Source organism: Nocardia halotolerans, assembly GCF_042650145.1.
Classification (GTDB): Bacteria; Actinomycetota; Actinomycetes; order Mycobacteriales; family Mycobacteriaceae; genus Nocardia; species Nocardia halotolerans.
Window position 1 is genome coordinate 564,223 of sequence record NZ_JBHSDL010000014.1, and the last position, 14,954, is coordinate 579,176.

Genomic DNA, 14,954 nt, shown 5'->3' on the forward strand with positions numbered 1-14,954 from the left:
CAGTGCCGGCGGGCCGGAAACATCAGGAGCAGCACATGTCCCCCGAATTCAGCATCCGTAATCGCATCGCCGTCGCCGGTGCCACCGCCGCGGTGATCGGCGCGGGCGTCGTCGGCGTGGTCACCGTCCAGGCCCAGGACCAGGACCCGGCCACCCGCACCCCGGTGATCAGCAACGTGGCCGATTCCGCGCTCACCCAGTCGACCCACCTGTCGGTCGCGGCCGCCACCGATGCCGCCCGGACCGTGCTCGACGCGGCCGCGAAGGAGAACCAGCGGGTCAGTGTCGCGGTCGTCGACCGCAACGGCAATGTCGTGGTCACCCTGCGCGGTGACGGCGCCGGACCCCAGTCCTACGACGCCGCCCAGCAGAAGGCCTTCACCGCTGTCTCCTGGAATGCCCCCACCAGCGAACTGGCCGAGCGCCTCGAGTCCGCACCGCACCTCGCCGACATCGACGGCACCCTGTTCCTCGGCGGCGGCACCCCGGTGCGCGCGGGTGAGGCACCCATCGCGGGCATCGGTGTGGCGGGCGCCCCGAGCGGCGACCTCGACGAGAAGTTCGCCCGGGCGGGCGTGGCAGCCCTCGGCCGCTGATCAGCGGGCGCGAGCCGAGCGGTTCACTCGGCGCGGCGGGCCCGTGCGCGGCGCTTGCCTTCGTGCATGGCCTGCACGCGGGCCACCGGAATCGTGTGCCCCTCTTCGACCAGGTCGCGGGGAAGTTCCTGTGCGGCGGGCATTTCCGACCGCCAGGGATCGTTGTCGCCGAGCAGGGCGGGGACGGTACGCACAGTGAAGTCGGCCGGTGTCACGTCGTCGAGATCCGACCAGCGCAGCGGGCAGGACACGGTGGTGCCCGGGCGGATGCGCGGGCTGTAGGCCGCGGCCACGGTGGCGCCGCCGGCGCGGGTGGCATCGAGGAAGACCTTGCCGTGGCGGTCCTCGAGCAGGAAAGCGGTGGTGCCGACCGCGGGATCGATGCGTTCGGCGCGGGCCGCGATCGCCCGGGTGGCCGCGGCGGCGTCTTCGGCATCGATGCCCGCCACCACCGGTACGAACACGTGCAACCCTTTGGACCCGCTGGTCTTCACCGCGCCCGTGAGCCCGTCGGCGGCCAGTGCGGCCCGGATCAGCCGGGCACCGGCTACCGCGTCGGCGAAGGTCTGGCCCGGTGCGGGATCGAGATCGAGCACGAGGTGGGTGGGCTCGGGCGCGGAATCCGCCAGGAACAGGGTGGGGTGATATTCGACGGCGCGCTGATTGCCGAACCAGATCAGTGTCGGCAGGTCGTCACAGAGGGCGTAGGTGATCTCGCGCCGTGAACTCTGCGCCCACACCGTTGTCCGCGCCACCCATTCGGGTGTGTATTTCGGGAGGTTCTTCTGGGTGAACGGTTCCTGTCCCGGGCGAACCCGCACCACCGACAGCGGTCGGCCCCGCAGTACCCGGAGCAGCCGCTCACCGGCGAACTCCAGATAGTCCACCAGGTCCCGCTTGGTCGCCTCGGCGCCGTCGAACAACCGCTGATCGAGGTTGGACAGTTCGACACCGTGACGCAGCTCGCCTCCCGCCATCGCTCAACACTGCCCTGTCCCCGAGCCTGGCGTCAATCACAACGTCCGCAGGTGCTCGAGGGCCCGCGTAGACCCGTTTTGGTCGATTGCCCGGTCGTCGGCTATCGTATTGTCCGCGCGGTTCGCCCTGGTGAACTGTTCTTCTGGCCCCGTCGTCTAGCGGCCTAGGACGCCGCCCTCTCAAGGCGGTAGCGCGGGTTCGAATCCCGTCGGGGCTACAGCGAAACTCCTCGGTCACTATGACCGGGGAGTTTTTTCGTGTCCGGAGCGCGAACCACCCGCAGCGGTTGCGTCCTCATACGCCGTACGAAATCCTGTACCCAGGCGACGTCAGGGAAAGGACACCATGAAGCGCACCATCTACACCGAGGACCACGAAGCCTTCCGGGCCTCGGTGGCCGAGTTCGTGAAACGTTCGATCGAACCCCATGCCGAACGGTTCGTCGAACAGCGGGCCATCGACCGGGAAACCTGGCAGGCCGCAGGCGAACTGGGCTACCTCGGACTGGGCGTGCCGGAGGAGTTCGGTGGCAGCGACGCCGGGGACTACCGGTTCAACGCGGTGCTCGGCGAGGAACTGGCCAAGGCGAGCGCGGCGCTGGCCTCCTCGTTCGGCATCCACTACGACGTGTGCGCGCCGTACCTGGTGGAACTGACCACCGACGAGCAGAAGCGGCGCTGGCTGCCCCGGTTCTGCACCGGCGAGCTCATCACCGCGATCGGCATGACCGAACCCTCGGGCGGTTCGGACCTGGCCGCGCTCAAGACCACCGCGGTGCGCGACGGCGACGACTGGATCATCAACGGCTCCAAGACCTTCATCACCAACGGTTTCAACGCCGACCTGGTGATCGTGGCCGCCCGCACCAGCCCGGAGAAGAAAGCCAAGGGCATCACCCTGTTCGCCGTGGAGAACGGGATGGCGGGATTCTCGCGCGGGCGCAAGCTCGACAAGGTGGGCCAGCCCGAATCCGACACCGCCGAACTGTTCTTCGACAACGTGCGGGTGCCCGACGCCAACCGGATCGGCGAGGTGGACCGCGGTTTCATCGCGATGATGGAACGGTTGCCGCAGGAGCGCATCGGCGCCGCGATCTCCAATATCGCCCATGCCGCGGCGATCCTGGACGAGACGCTGCAGTACGCCAAGGAGCGCAAGGCCTTCGGGCAGCAGATCGGCAGCTTCCAGTACAACAAGTTCCTCTTCGCCGAGCTGGTCACGAAAATCGAAGTGACACAGGCGTTCGTCGACCAGGGCGTGGCCGCGCACGCCGACGGTGCGCTCTCGGCCGTCGACGCGGCCAAGGCGAAGTGGTGGTCGGCGCAGGTACAGAACGACGTACTCGACGCGTGCGTGCAGCTGCACGGCGGCTACGGCTACATGCGCGAGTACCGGGTCGCGCGCGCGTGGATGGATGCCAGGGTCACCAAGATCTGGGCCGGTTCCAACGAGATCATGAAGGAACTGATCGGCCGCGATCTGGGCCTGTAGCAAGGTGATCCGTCGCGCCCGGCGAAGTGGTCCGCCGGGCGCGACGGATCGGCCACCTCAGCCCAGGACGACGGGGAAGGCCGCCAGATCGTTCTGGGTGAGCACGGGCAGGTTGCCGAGTTCGCTGTCGGGCACGGCCAGGCGCAGGCCGGGGAACCGGGCGAACAGCGCGGGCAGCGCGATGGCGGCTTCCATCCGCGACAGCGCGGCACCGGGGCAGATGTGCGGGCCGTAGCCGAAAGCCAAGTGGCGGTTGGCCGTCGCGCGGGTCACATCGAAGTCGTCGGCGGTCTCCCCGTGCACGACGGTGTCGCGGCCGATGGCCCGGTAGGACATCACCACACCGTCGCCCTTTTCGATCACCGTGTCGCCGATGGTGATGTCCTCGGTGGCGAAGCGCATCAGCAGGTGGGTGACCGGGCTGTCCCAGCGCAGCGTCTCCTCGATGGCCTGCTTCCAGTCCACTTCCCCGGCAAGTACTTTCGCCAGCTGCTCCGGCTCGGCCAGCAACGAACGCACCGTGTTGACGATGAGCCCGATGGTGGTCTCGTGTCCGGCGGCGACCAGAGCCTTGATGTTGCCGATCACCTCTTCCTCGGTGAGCGGGTCACCACCCTCGTCGGCGAGGATGAACGCCGAGGTGAGGTCGTCACCGGGGGCGGCGGTCTTCTTGCGGACCAGGTCGGTGAAGTACACGTCCATCGCCTCGATCACGGCGAGGCGCTCGTCCTGCGGGGTCATCACCGAGAAGAAAGCCTTGTACCACTCGAGCAGCTGCGGGTGGTCGGCGCGCTCCACCCCCATCAGCTCCCCGATCACCCGCATCGGCAGCGGATAGGCGAAGACCTGCTTGAGGTCGACCACCGCGCCGTCGGCACCGGCGGCGGCGAGGTCGTCGAGCAGTTCGGCGGTGAGCCGTTCGATCACCGGGCGCAGTTCTTCGAGCCGGCGCGGGGCCAGCGCCTGCGCGGTCTTCGCGCGCAGCCTGCGGTGCTCGGGACCGTCGACGGTGAACATCGAACGTCCGGCATCGATCATGCCGATCAGCGGCCACTGCCGGGTCACCACACCCGAGGACCACAGCGACCACTCGTCGATGTCCTTGACCAGGCGGGTGTCGGTCAGCAGCCGGCGGGCGATCGAGTGATCGGTGACGGTCCAGGCCGGTACGCCCAGCAGTTCGAGCTTGGTCACCGGACCGGCGGCACGGAGTCGGGCGGTCTCCCCGGCGAGGTCACCGACCATCGGGTCGATGGCGATAGGGCATTGCGAACTCACGAAGAACCTCCGACAGGTCTGACTGGTGTGAAACTGACGGGCAGTGCGGTCATGCCCCGAAGGAAAGCCGAAGGTCGCCGGGTGAGCTGGTCGACGGGAACGGCCAGGTCGACATCGGGGAGCCGGTCGAGCAGCACCTCGATCCCGGTCCTGGCGATGATCTCGGCGATCTGCTGCGCCGGGAACGGGCACCGGTATTCGCCGTAGCTGAACGCGAAGTGGGCGCTGTTGCCGGTGGGCACGGTGTCGCCGTCGGCGAAGGACTGGCGCACGTGCGGGTCGAGGTTGGCCGCGGCCAGGCCGAGCAGCAGCATGTCACCGGCCCGGATGGTGTGCTCGCCCAGTCGGGTGTCGCGCGCGGCCCACCGGCCGGCCAGGATCGAGGTGGGCCCTTCTTCCCAGAGCACCTCGTTCATGGCCTGCCCGACGCTGCGCCTGCCGCCACCCAGCGCGGCGGCGAACCGGTCGTCGGTGAGCATCAGCCGCATCGAACTGCCCAGCCAGTCGGCGGTGGTGAGATGACCTGCGGCGGCGATCGCCATCAGGTCGTTGATGTACTCCTCGTCGGTGAACGGTTCCGGGTCGGCCAGCATCAGCGACACGAGGTCACCGGCGGGGCGGGCCCGTTTGGCCGCGACCAGCCGCGCCATGTGCTCACCGAAACGCGCGTGTCCGGCGTGTGCGTCGGCGCCGCCGTCGGCGAGGGTCTTCATGGTCAGCGCGAGGTCGGCGGCGTCGTGGTCGGGCAGGCCGAGGATGCGGCCCAGCGCCAGCACCGGCAGGGGTTCGGCGAATTCGGCGACCAGGTCGGCGTGGCCGCGGCCGCAGAAACCGTCGACGAGACGATCGGCGAGTTCCTCACAGGCCCGGCGCAATTCGAAGTGGTCCACCGCTTCCAGGGCCGGTTCCACCATCGCCAGGTGCCTGCGGTGTTCGGCGCCTGCGGTGAAGTAGATCGAGGGCATCGGCCGGCCGACCATCGGCAGCAGCGGCCAGTCCTCGGGCACCCGGCCCCACTGGTTCCACAGCGACACATCGCGCGGGAACAGCAGCGGGTCGCTGGTCACCTGATGCAGTTCGCGGTAGCCGATGATCAGCCATGCCGGGAAGCCACCGGGCAGCTCCACCGAAACCACCGGCCCGTGCTCGCTGCGCATCCGGCGGTAGACCTCGTGCGGTTCGATGTGGAACTCGGGGCCGCTCAACGGGACTGCGCCGGTGATCGGACACGCGCCGGTCGGTGTGCTCATGAAACAGTCTCCCCCTGCGGGACAGCGGAGTACAGGTGTTCGACCAGAGCGATCAGCACCTGTTTGCTCGAATCGCGCGAGCGCGCGTCACACATCAGCAGCGGCACCGCCGGATCGAGGTCGAGCGCCTCGCGCACGTCCTGCGGGTCGTGGGAGTCACCGAAGTCGTTGCAGGCCACCACGAACGGTGTGCGCTGATGTTCGAGCCGGTCGATCGCGTACCAGGAGTCGGCGATGCGGCGCTGGTCCACCAGCACGATGGCGCCCAGCGCGCCCGCGAACAGCCGGTCCCACAGGAACCAGAACCGTTGCTGCCCAGGCGCTCCGAACAGGTACAGCACGTGCTCGTCGTCGAGGGTGATACGGCCGAAGTCGAAGGCGACAGTCGTGGTCGATTTGCCCGGCACACCACTGGTGTCGTCGACCCCGGCACCCACATCGGTCATGGTGGCCTCGGTGTCGAGGGGTCTGATCTCGCTCACCGACCGCACCAATGTCGTTTTGCCGACCCCGAATCCGCCGATGACGACGATCTTCAAACCATGCCGGGCAGTACTGTGCAGCGGTGCTCGCGCCCGCTCGGGTACGTCTTCAGAGCTTGCGAAGTCCAACGAGCACCTTCTCGAGGGTGGATGCGTCCAGCGACATCGCCGCCGACAGCGGTGGCCGTACGGTGATCTTGCCCGCGGCGAGCAGATCCGACAGCACAACAGTGGTCACGCCAACCGGCAGGCGCAGTTCCGCGGCAATCTCCACCACCGCGGTCGGCGCGGCGCACATGTCGAGGATCGCGACCTGTTCGGAAGTCATCCCCGGACTCGCCACCGATTCGGTGACCACCAGGGTCACCAGGTCGAAGTCGTCGGTGGCCGGGGCCCGTCCACCGGTGAGGGTGTAGAACCGGTCGGGATCGTCGTCGCGGCCCGCCCTGGTCAACTCGGCACTCCACGCCGGGGCTGGGCGGCCAGATGCTCGCCGAGCTGTTCGACCAGTTCGTGCATGGTGTGGCCCACCAGGCCGGCATCGGCGTCCTCGGCGGCGATCACGGCCAGATGCGCACCGCGTCCGGCCTCCACCACGAACAGGATGCCGCCGTAGAACTCGGTCATCGACTGGCGCACTCCGCCACGCCCGTCACCGAATTCGACGGAGGCCCCGTGCGCCAGGCTCTGGAAGCCGGCGGCGATGGCGGCGAGCTGATCGGCGCGGTCGACATCGAGTTCCGGTGTGTGACAGATCTTGAGACCGTCACCGGAGAGCAGCAGGGCATGGCGCGCCTTGGGGGTGCGGGTGATCAGGTTCTCGAGCAGCCAGCCGAGATTCGTCGATGCGGCGGTGGTCATCGGTCCTCCAAAGGTTCGGATGTCGGGGTGCGACGGCCGGGCGCGGACCGCTGGAAGGCACCGAGACCGGACGGCTCGGCCGGAGCAGGTTCGGCGGCCGGCGCGGCGGGCAGCCCCTCCGGATGCACTTCGGCCAGGGTGCTGCCCCGGCGCCGCTTGGGCAGAGCCGGCGAAGTGGGCGCGACGGGGGCCGCGGTGCGCTGTTGGGGCGGCGGGACCTGGCGGGCGATGGTTTCGGCCCAGCCGCGACCGGCGGTGTCGGTGGGTTGCCCGGCGGTGCGCGGGGTGGGGGCGCCGAACTGGCCGAGCGGCTGCACTGTCGGCTGGGCGGCGCTGCGGCTGCGTCGTTCGGCGCGGGCGGTGAGCTCGCGTGGCACCACCACGACCACGGCGGTGCCGCCGATCGCCGAGGGCCGGTAGGACACGGTGAGGTCGTGTTTGCGCGCCAGGTGCCCCACCACGGCCAGTCCCAGCCGGGTACCCGAGAGCGAGGCCAGGTCGGTGCCCTTGCCCTTGTGATCGCGTCCGGTGACGGCGGCCTCGGCACGGCGCAACGCCGATTCGCTCATCACCAGCCCGCTGTCCTCGATCGTGATCACCACCCCGGCGGGCACTTCGGCGGCGTAGACGTGCACCTCGGTGGTCGGCGGGGAGAAGTTGCAGGCGTTGTCGAGCAGTTCGGCCAGGGTGTGCATGATGCCTTCGGCGGCGTGCCCGGCGACGCCGACCTCGGCGACCGCCCGCAACCGGACCCGCTGATAACCGGCCACGCGGCCCATCGCGCCACGCAGGATCGACTCCATCGCGATCGGCTTGGCCCAGCGGCGGCCGGTGCGGGCACCACTGAGTACCGCGATGCTGTCGGCGAGCCGTCCGGCCTGCGCGGTGCGGTGGTCGATGTGGAGCAGATCGGTGAGCACGCGCGGGTCGGCGTGGCGGTGCTCCATCTCGCGCAGTTCGGCCAGCATGGAGGTGGTCATCGCCTGGATGCGGCCCGCCGCCCCGGCGAAGGCGGCCAGCGCGGCGGCGCCACGGCGGGCGTTCTCCTGGGCTTCCCACGCGTAGGTGGCGGTGTGTTCGTCGGCGCGGGCCACCCGCTGATTCGTCTCGGCGACGGTCGCGGCCAACTGGTGTTCCATGCGAGCGGCCGCTGCGGCGTGGACGCGGGCCTGGGCGCGCTGCCGCAGCGCGACGAACACGGCCGGGCAGCCGATCAGGGCGGCGGCCACCGCGGCGGTCAGAATCGGAACGCCGATCTCGGGCGGGGCGAAGAACGCGGTGACCGCGGCGATCACCACCACGGCGACTCCCGCGCCGAGCACCACATAGCCGGCCTGTCCCGCGGTGTCTTCCGCTGCGACGGGCAGCCCCACCGGCGCGGACACCATCGGTCCGGCCTCCGGAGAACTCACAGGCCCCCACCCACCAATCTTCGCGCCAAACTCGCGGCAGCGCAGCCCGTTTCGATAACGTAGGGCAGCATATCGAGCCTTCCCCCACGCTGCCACTCGAGCGGCGCGGGTTCACCCGCTGTTGGCCCGCCGGTCGGTATCAGCGCTGGTCGGCTCCCCGATCACCGATGATCGTCACACGCTCGCCGCCGCGGCTATGAACCCGCTACTCGAGCACCGCGGTCGCTTCGACCTCCACGAGCAGATCCGGCTCGCCCAGCGCGGCGACACCGAGCAGGGTGATCGGTTTTACCGGGTCGACCCCGAGTTTCGCCGCGGCCCTGGCTACCCCTTCACCGAGCAACTGATACTTGTCCGGACCCCAGTTCACGACGTAGATCGTCAGCTTGGCGACATCGTCGAAGGATCCACCGATTCCCCGCAGCGCGGTACCGATGTTGAGGTACGCCTGCTCGACCTGCGCGGCGAGATCGCCCGCGCCGACCGGGTTTCCGTCGGCGTCACGGGCCACCTGCCCGGACAGGAAGACCAACCGCGACCCGGTCGCGATCGATAGTTGCCGGTATTCCTCGGGTGCGGGCAGTCCCGCCGGGTTCACCAATTCCACAGCCATGTTCTCTCCTGTCGTCCGCGGTCGCTGCCGAATACCATAACAACGCTATGTAAACTTTGGCCATGGCGAGGACGAAGAATCCGGCGGTGCGATCGATGCTCATCGACCGGGCCGCCCATCTGCTGCGTGAGCGACAGCCGGTGACCCTGCGCGGCCTCGTCGCGGGCACGCAGGTCTCGACGATGGCGGTCTACACCTATTTCGACGGCATGGACGGACTGTGGCGAGCGGTGCGCCAGGAGGGCTTCACCCGGCTGGCCGCACGGTTGGCGCAGGTGGAGGGCACCGATGATCCGGTGCACGACCTGGCCGCGCTCGGTAGCGCCTACCTGGCGAACGCGCTGGCCAACCCCGACCTGTACCGAGTGATGTTCGACGCCGGCTTCGACCTCGAGGACGCCGCGGCGGCCGACGCCACCCTGGACCGGCTGGTCGTCTCGGTGGCGGCGGCGCAGGATCTCGGTCGGTTTCGTAGCGAGATCGTCCCGTTGGACCTGGCGACCCAGAGTTGGGCGATCGGGCACGGGCTGGCCGGGCTGGTCGCCACCGGGCCGCTGCCGGTGGCCGCGCTCGACTACGGGATCCCGATGCTCGAGGCACTGTTCGTGGGAGCCGGTGACGACCCGGGGCGCTGTGCGCGGTCGGTGACCGCGGGGTGGCGGGTCAGTTGAGCAGGCCCACGGCGATTTCGGTGGCCTCGGCGACGATCTCGCTCGAAGGTTCAGCGTTCTCTTCGGACCTGGTGGACAGGACGGCGAGGACGATCGGGGCGCGACCGGGCGGCCAGGCGATGGCGACGTCGAGGGCGGAGCCGTAGGCGGGAGTGCCGGTTTTGTTGCCGACGACCCAGTCGGCGGGCAGGCCGGCTCTGATCCGGTCGGCACCGGTCGCGCTGGCCCGCAGCCACGAAGTCAGTTGCGCGCGTTCCGGTTCGGGCAGCGCGTCGCCGACGACCAGAGCGCGGTAGTCGGCGGCCAGGGCGGCGGCGGTGGTGGTGTCGCGTTCGTCGCCGGGGATGGCGGTGTTGAGTTCGGGTTCCCAGCGGTCCAGGCGCGAGACCGTGTCACCGAGTGTGCGCAGGAACTCGGTGAAACCTGCCGGGCCACCCAGCAACCGGAGGACGAGATTGCCCGCGGTGTTGTCGGACAACGTGATCGCCGCATCACACAGGGCCGCGACGGTCATGCCCGTGTCGATGTGCTTCTCGGTCTCGGGCGAGTACACCACGATGTCGGCGGGCGTGTACTGGATGACCTGGTCGAAGTAGCCGGTGGCGAGCGGATGCGCTTGCAGCAGCGCCCCACACGCCAGGCCCTTGAAGGTGGAGGCCATCGGGAAGCGTTCGCCCTCGCGGTAGCTCACGGTGTCGCCACTTCCGGTGTCGACCACCGACAGACCCAAGCGGGCATCGTATTTCGACTCGAGCGCGGGAAAGCCGCCGGGCGCGGTGTCCGCCGGAACGGACTCGCGGGTCTCGGACGAACAGGCGGTGAGCGCTACGGCCCACAGGGCCAGGGCGGCAGCCGCCAAGCGCCTGCGGAGCCGGTGTGGGCGATACGTTGTCGAAGTCACCGCTGCACCACATCACCACCGCCCGGTCGCGGGCCAATACCCGACACCGGCCTGGACAAGTCGCGGTGGATATCAGCGCAGCTCAACCGTGGTTCAACTACCTCGGCGCCCGTAGCGCGCCCGTACTGTCCGAGCTGATCACCGCAGTGGCCGCCGACCCGCTGGTTCAATAGCTGTATGGACTTGATCCGCCACCTCCGGTTCTTCGTCGCCGTCGCGGACGAGGGCCATTTCGGGAAGGCGGCAGCGGCACTGGACATGACCCAACCACCCCTGTCGCAGGGTTTGCGGCGGCTCGAGCAGCACCTCGAACTCGAACTCATCCATCGCACCAATCAGGGCGCGATGCTCACCGCCGCGGGCAGGCAACTGTTGCCGCGGGCCCGGCTGCTCGTCGACGACGCCGCCCGGCTGCTCGCCGAATCACAGCGGATCTCCCAGCTCAGCGGGAGCCTGCGCTTCGCCGCCACCACGGCGCTGCCCGACCGGCTGGTCACCGCGTGCGTCACCGCGCTGCGCAGCGCCGACGGCACGGTGTCCACGACGCTGGGCACGACCGTCGACCTGGTCGCGCAGGTGCGGGCGGGCGTGTGCGATGTGGCGGTGATCGAGCATCCCGCACTGGTCGAAGGTGTCGCGGTGGGACCGGTGGTGAAGCTGCCGCGCTGGCTGGTGGTCCCGGCACAGCACCGCACCACCACGACCGAACGGCCCACTTTCCCGATGCTGGCCGGGCTGCACTTCGCCCATCCACCCCGCTCGGCGAATCCGCCCGCCTTCGACGCCGTGCTCGACCTGCTGCGCGAGCGCGGACTCGACGCCCCACCGCTGCCCGCTCCCGACGATCGCACGATGCTGGCGGCGGTCGCGGCGGGCACCAGCTTCGGCCTCACCGCGACCCCACCCGCGCCCACTCCCGGAGTGGCCTGGCTGACCTTGGCACCACAGTCGGTCGCCCTGCGGGTCAGGGTGATTCGCCGTACCACCGCCGCTGAGCAGGCCGCGGCAGTGGACCGGGTGCTCTACCGGGAGCGGCTGCGGTGAGCGCGCGTGATCAGCCGGGGTCGGCGACCGACCGGATCCGCGCGGTCTTCGCCGACGCGGGGTGCACCGGATGGCTGCACGCGCGGCGGTGCGACGGCTCCCCCGACGAGGTCTCGGTACGCGGGGCCGAACGGGTCGTCATCGCGTCTGTGTACAAACTGCTGCTGCTCGTGGCGTTCTGCCGCCAGGTCGACGACGGCCGCCTCGACCCCACCGCCCGGATCACCATCGATCCCACCGACTGCACGCCGGGCCCCACCGGCATCGCGGCACTGCACGATCCCGTCACCCTGAGCCGCCGCGATCTGGCGACCTCGATGATGACAGTGTCCGACAACGCCGCCGCCGACGTGCTGCTGGGTGAGATCGGCCTGGCCGCGGTCACCGACCTGGCCGAAGAACTGAAGCTCGCCGACACCCGGGTCGTCGGCGGCACGGCCGATCAACTGCGCGGCCTGGTCCGCGACACCGATACCCACAGCACCGCCGAAGCTTTCGCCGCACTGGCCGACAACGACGCGGCATGGACGGTGTCGGCCTATGACCCCGCGTATGCGAGCGCGACCACGGCCGAGGAGATGACCAGACTGCTGGGCGAGCTGTGGTCGGGTCGCGTGCTGTCCACCGCGAGCACCGAATTCGTGCGCGCGGTGATGGGCAAGCAGGTGTGGCCGCACCGGATCGCGGCCGCCTTCCCGCATCGCGGTGTGCTGGTGGCCGGCAAGACCGGCACGATCGGGGTGATCCGCAACGAAGTCGCGGTAGTGGAGTTTCCGGGTGAAATACCCGTGGCGGTGGCGGTTTTCACCCGTGCCGCCCGCGCCGACCCGATGCTGCCGGTGGTCGACACCGCCATCGGCGAGGCCGCGCGGATCGCGGTGACCGAATTGCGCCGCCCGCACTGAGGATTGGCATCGACTGCCCTTTGCCCTGCCGGCTCTTCTGCGTCGCCGCGGGGATGGAGGTGTGCTTCTCCCATCCGTTCAGGTCGTTCTCGGCGCGTTCGCCGGCGAGCAGGTACACCACGCGGTCGGTGTTGCCGTCGGCCGCGCGCAGGATGCGCGTGTTGATCGTGCCCATCGACGACTCCACCGGGAGGTAGATGGCCGCCGGATCCGGCGCGCCGCTCGCGGGCACCGCTCCCGCCCCGATCGGCAGCAGTACCGCCGCCGTGGCACCCGCCACAGCCGGACCGAGGTCGGCTGCGGGTCCGGAGACTAGGGTGGAGTCGATTCGTGCCGCGACCCCGGCGGCCCTGCCAGGACGGACCTCCGTGAAGCTCGTTGTACGCCTGATGATGATGGTGCTGATCCCCGCCGTCCTGTTCGCCCTGCCGTGGTGGACGCTGGTGCTGGCACCGACCGGCGGCAGCGGCGCACTGTTCTGGGCAGGCACCGCGTTGACGCTGCTCGCCTGCCTGACCCTGCCGCTGACGATGTTCCTCGGGCACGGCCCGGCCCAGTCGGATCGGGCCGTCATCGTCGGCGACGCACTGCTCGGTGTGAGCTGGGTGGTGTTCGCCTGGTCGGCGATCGGGGTGTTCGCACGAGGTGTGCTGACCGTCGTCGGTGTTCGGGGCTCCGCGCCGATGGTGGCGGCCGGGGTGGGTCTGGTGTCGGCGGCACTGGTCGCCTGGGGTGTCTACGAGGCGCGCCGGGTACCGCGGGTGCGCACCGTGGACATCGCGATCCGTGGGCTGGCGGCCGGACTCGACGGGTTGCGGGTCGTGGTCGTCACCGACACCCATTACGCCGCGCTGAACCGGCAGCGGTGGTCGGAACGGGTGGTCGAGGTCGTCAACGATCAGCGACCCGATATCGCCTGCCACGCGGGTGACCTCGCGGACGGCTCGGTCGCGCGCCGCCAGCACCAGGTCGACCCGCTGGGCAAGGTCGTGGCACCGCTGGGCCGCTTCTACATCACCGGCAACCACGAGTACTTCGGTGACGCGCAGGGCTGGATCGACTACATGGCCGCGCTCGGCTGGCAACCACTGCACAACGAGCACCGCACCCTCACCCGCGACGGTGACCGTCTGGTCATCGCCGGTATCGACGACCCCACCGGCCGTGGACTGGCCGGTCACGGCCCCGACCTGCCCGCGGCGCTCGCGGGCGCCGACCCCACGCTGCCGGTGGTGCTGCTGGCCCATCAGCCGAAACAGATCGCCGACAGCGTCGCGGCGGGTGTGGCGTTGCAGATCTCCGGGCACACCCATGGCGGTCAGATCTGGCCGTTCCACTACCTGGTGCGCCTCGATCAGCCGGTGGTGGCCGGGTTGAGCCGCCATGCCGAGAACACCCAGCTCTACACCAGCCGCGGCACCGGGTTCTGGGGTCCGCCGCTGCGCATCTTCGCGCCCAGTGAGATCACCGTCTTGGTCCTGCATCCCGAACCCGCCTGATCGCCGCCGCCGGCCAGCGCCGCGCGGATCGGCGAATCACAATCGCGGCCTTCACCTGTGGGGCCTGGTCACCTCAGGCGGCAGCGGCCCGCTCATCACGACACTCGTTCCGGTCCAGGAGTAGGTGATCGTGGCCGGGCCGCCCTGTGGTGCGGCGAAGGGCTCGTCACCGGCCAGCCACCGGTATTCGACGGTCACCGAAACGCCGTCCGAGCCGGCCACCGTGGTGAACGCGTAAGGCTCGGAAGTGCCTGTGCCCAGGTACTTGCCGTCATGGAAGAACATGATGTGGATCGGCGCGCCCGCCGAGTTCCCGCCGACGGCCCGCATCCAGAGCAGTTCACTGCAACTGCCCGGCAGGTCCTCGGAACCGTTCACCGCCACCCAGCCCGCGCCCAGCCGTGCCACCGCGTTCTGCACACCCGAGGACGCCGGGTCGATGCACCTTCCCGGTCCGCTGATGTCATCGGCGGGTGCCGGGGCGGCCGTGGGCGACGCGGTCCCCGGTGGTTCACCGGGAGCCGGAGTGGCGGCCGGTGGCCGAGTCGCCGGGGGTTGCCCGGTCGCCGGCGGGCCGGGTTGTTCCATCGGTGCTCGCACCGAAGTCGGGGCGGCGGTCGCCGACGTGTCCACCGTGGTCGTCGCACCCGGCCCGGGCAGCTCATCGGTGTTGCAGCCCGCGACCAGTCCCGCGGCCACCGCGATCAGCGCACCCATTCGAACGGAGTTCTTCATGATTCCCTCGATTCCGAGTCCCCTACGCGCAATCACGCATACGACCAGTTCATCGAGACACTCGGTGAGCCCGTTAGGGCGCGAGCCCTGATTCGCACCCTAGGGTGCCGAATCCGCACCCCTGGCAGGCCGCATCGGCGCCGACGACGACACTCCGGGCCCGGCGCTGGGCGGATGAAAGCCTCGGCGCATGTTCGCCCGCACTGTTACCGTGAAACCGGGGCGGGCGGTATGCCGT

General features: G+C 69.7%; 16 protein-coding genes and 1 tRNA gene. 7 read left to right on the plus strand and 10 right to left on the minus strand.

Annotated elements, in window-relative coordinates:
* Positions 1–35: 35 nt before the first annotated feature.
* Positions 36–596, plus strand: a complete 561-nt coding sequence (locus tag ACFO5K_RS13200) for a GlcG/HbpS family heme-binding protein (RefSeq protein WP_378561121.1) — start codon at positions 36–38, stop codon at positions 594–596.
* 23 nt (positions 597–619) lie between these two features.
* Here the strand turns inward: ACFO5K_RS13200 and ACFO5K_RS13205 are convergent, their stop codons facing one another.
* Positions 620–1,573 carry a DNA polymerase domain-containing protein gene (locus ACFO5K_RS13205; RefSeq protein WP_378561123.1) on the minus strand — a complete coding sequence of 318 codons (954 nt, stop codon included), beginning with the start codon at positions 1,571–1,573 and terminating at the stop codon, positions 620–622.
* A gap of 145 nt (positions 1,574–1,718) precedes the next feature.
* Here ACFO5K_RS13205 and ACFO5K_RS13210 point away from each other — a divergent pair.
* Positions 1,719–1,791 (plus strand) — tRNA-Glu (locus ACFO5K_RS13210).
* A 128-nt stretch (positions 1,792–1,919) separates the two neighbouring features.
* Entirely contained in the window at positions 1,920–3,065 is a 1,146-nt protein-coding gene (locus ACFO5K_RS13215; protein WP_378561126.1) for an acyl-CoA dehydrogenase family protein, read from the plus strand.
* A gap of 57 nt (positions 3,066–3,122) precedes the next feature.
* Here ACFO5K_RS13215 and ACFO5K_RS13220 read toward each other — a convergent pair whose 3' ends face one another.
* The 7 genes from ACFO5K_RS13220 to ACFO5K_RS13250 form a co-directional block, all read right to left on the minus strand.
* Positions 3,123–4,343 (minus strand): cytochrome P450 family protein, encoded by a 1,221-nt coding sequence (locus ACFO5K_RS13220; RefSeq protein WP_378561129.1) that lies wholly within the window; start codon positions 4,341–4,343, stop codon positions 3,123–3,125.
* A complete protein-coding gene (locus tag ACFO5K_RS13225) occupies positions 4,340–5,593 on the minus strand; it encodes a cytochrome P450 (RefSeq protein WP_378561132.1) in 1,254 nt (417 codons plus the stop codon). The genes ACFO5K_RS13220 and ACFO5K_RS13225 overlap by 4 nt, the downstream gene beginning before the upstream one ends.
* Positions 5,590–6,156: a GTP-binding protein gene (locus tag ACFO5K_RS13230; protein ID WP_378563797.1), complete on the minus strand. Its 567-nt coding sequence runs from the start codon at positions 6,154–6,156 to the stop codon at positions 5,590–5,592. Before ACFO5K_RS13230 ends, ACFO5K_RS13225 begins: the two co-directional genes overlap by 4 nt.
* Before the next feature lie 28 nt (positions 6,157–6,184).
* Positions 6,185–6,529: a DUF742 domain-containing protein gene (locus ACFO5K_RS13235; RefSeq protein WP_378561135.1), complete on the minus strand. Its 345-nt coding sequence runs from the start codon at positions 6,527–6,529 to the stop codon at positions 6,185–6,187.
* Entirely contained in the window at positions 6,526–6,936 is a 411-nt protein-coding gene (locus ACFO5K_RS13240; protein WP_378561138.1) for a roadblock/LC7 domain-containing protein, read from the minus strand. Before ACFO5K_RS13240 ends, ACFO5K_RS13235 begins: the two co-directional genes overlap by 4 nt.
* Positions 6,933–8,348, minus strand: coding sequence for a sensor histidine kinase (locus ACFO5K_RS13245; RefSeq protein ID WP_378561140.1), 1,416 nt, complete (start codon positions 8,346–8,348; stop codon positions 6,933–6,935). The genes ACFO5K_RS13240 and ACFO5K_RS13245 overlap by 4 nt, the downstream gene beginning before the upstream one ends.
* A gap of 205 nt (positions 8,349–8,553) precedes the next feature.
* On the minus strand, positions 8,554–8,961 hold the full coding sequence (locus ACFO5K_RS13250) for a RidA family protein (protein ID WP_378561142.1): 408 nt from the start codon (positions 8,959–8,961) through the stop codon (positions 8,554–8,556).
* Between the two features lie 62 nt (positions 8,962–9,023).
* Here ACFO5K_RS13250 and ACFO5K_RS13255 point away from each other — a divergent pair, with 62 nt between their 5' ends.
* Entirely contained in the window at positions 9,024–9,632 is a 609-nt protein-coding gene (locus tag ACFO5K_RS13255; protein ID WP_378561145.1) for a TetR/AcrR family transcriptional regulator, read from the plus strand.
* Here ACFO5K_RS13255 and bla read toward each other — a convergent pair.
* The gene (gene bla, locus ACFO5K_RS13260; RefSeq protein ID WP_378561148.1) at positions 9,625–10,533 is read right to left on the minus strand and encodes a class A beta-lactamase; all 909 of its coding nucleotides are present in this window, start codon (positions 10,531–10,533) and stop codon (positions 9,625–9,627) included. The genes ACFO5K_RS13255 and bla overlap by 8 nt on opposite strands.
* Positions 10,534–10,710: 177 nt before the next feature.
* Between bla and ACFO5K_RS13265 the strand changes: the two genes are divergently transcribed.
* The 3 genes from ACFO5K_RS13265 to ACFO5K_RS13275 all read left to right on the plus strand — a co-directional run bounded on the left by ACFO5K_RS13265 (position 10,711) and on the right by ACFO5K_RS13275 (position 13,981).
* Entirely contained in the window at positions 10,711–11,577 is an 867-nt protein-coding gene (locus ACFO5K_RS13265; RefSeq protein ID WP_378561151.1) for a LysR family transcriptional regulator, read from the plus strand.
* The gene (locus ACFO5K_RS13270; protein WP_378561154.1) at positions 11,574–12,482 is read left to right on the plus strand and encodes a serine hydrolase; all 909 of its coding nucleotides are present in this window, start codon (positions 11,574–11,576) and stop codon (positions 12,480–12,482) included. Before ACFO5K_RS13265 ends, ACFO5K_RS13270 begins: the two co-directional genes overlap by 4 nt.
* A 389-nt stretch (positions 12,483–12,871) precedes the next feature.
* On the plus strand, positions 12,872–13,981 hold the full coding sequence (locus ACFO5K_RS13275; protein ID WP_378563800.1) for a metallophosphoesterase: 1,110 nt from the start codon (positions 12,872–12,874) through the stop codon (positions 13,979–13,981).
* Positions 13,982–14,032: 51 nt separating this feature from the next.
* Here ACFO5K_RS13275 and ACFO5K_RS13280 read toward each other — a convergent pair whose 3' ends face one another.
* Positions 14,033–14,716: an LppP/LprE family lipoprotein gene (locus ACFO5K_RS13280; protein ID WP_378561157.1), complete on the minus strand. Its 684-nt coding sequence runs from the start codon at positions 14,714–14,716 to the stop codon at positions 14,033–14,035.
* Positions 14,717–14,954 lie beyond the last annotated feature (238 nt).